The sequence below is a fragment of the Vibrio sp. 1151_11 genome, assembly GCF_029478525.1.
In the GTDB taxonomy this organism is placed as follows: domain Bacteria; phylum Pseudomonadota; class Gammaproteobacteria; order Enterobacterales; family Vibrionaceae; genus Vibrio; species Vibrio anguillarum.
In genome coordinates this window covers 1-727 of the sequence record NZ_SHMN01000092.1, presented here as the reverse complement: position 1 = coordinate 727, position 727 = coordinate 1, and the positions used below count along the sequence as shown (strand labels likewise).

General features: G+C 45.3%; 2 tRNA genes and 2 rRNA genes. All 4 read left to right on the top strand.

The annotated features are described in order from the left end of the window. Positions 1-66 (top strand): 16S ribosomal RNA (locus EXZ60_RS18930); the annotation flags it as partial. 65 nt (positions 67-131) lie between these two features. Further along, positions 132-208, top strand: a tRNA-Ile gene (locus EXZ60_RS18925). A 44-nt stretch (positions 209-252) separates the two neighbouring features. Then, positions 253-328 (top strand) — tRNA-Ala (locus EXZ60_RS18920). A gap of 298 nt (positions 329-626) precedes the next feature. Then, positions 627-727: ribosomal RNA gene (locus tag EXZ60_RS18915) — 23S ribosomal RNA — on the top strand; the annotation flags it as partial.

Here is a 727-nt window from a genome sequence, read left to right as displayed (position 1 = left end):
TTCATGACTGGGGTGAAGTCGTAACAAGGTAGCGCTAGGGGAACCTGGCGCTGGATCACCTCCTTATACGAAGATTACACTGATGAGTGTCCACACAGATTGATGGTTTATACAGTTTAAGAGACGATGCTGGGTCTGTAGCTCAGGTGGTTAGAGCGTTCGCCTGATAAGCGAGAGGTCGGTGGTTCAAGTCCACTCAGACCCACCAATTCTTCCTCCCAGAAGATTGGCACACAGTATCACACACCTGATGGGGTTATAGCTCAGCTGGGAGAGCGCCTGCCTTGCACGCAGGAGGTCTGCGGTTCGATCCCGCATAGCTCCACCATCTTTAAGCGCACTAGCAATAGTGTTTTTAAAAATGGTTTTCATTAGAAAATCGTGCTCTTTAACAATTTGGAAAGCTGACTGATAACAACGAACGTGTTTGTTGTTATCAAATAAAAGTTCTCAACATCAATGCGTTTAACGTATTGATACCAAACACATTCAAGTGTTCTTGGGAAAGCTTACTTCGGTAAGTTTTCAAAATTGAGTCCGGCAAAATCAAACGTCTCTCGCTCATTCAAATAATGAGAGACAACCTTGGTGACTTGTCTACAACACGAAACTTCTTCGGGTTGTATGGTTAAGTGACTAAGCGTACACGGTGGATGCCTTGGCAGTCAGAGGCGATGAAGGACGTAGTAACTTGCGATAAGCGTAGATTAGGCAGTAACAGCCACTT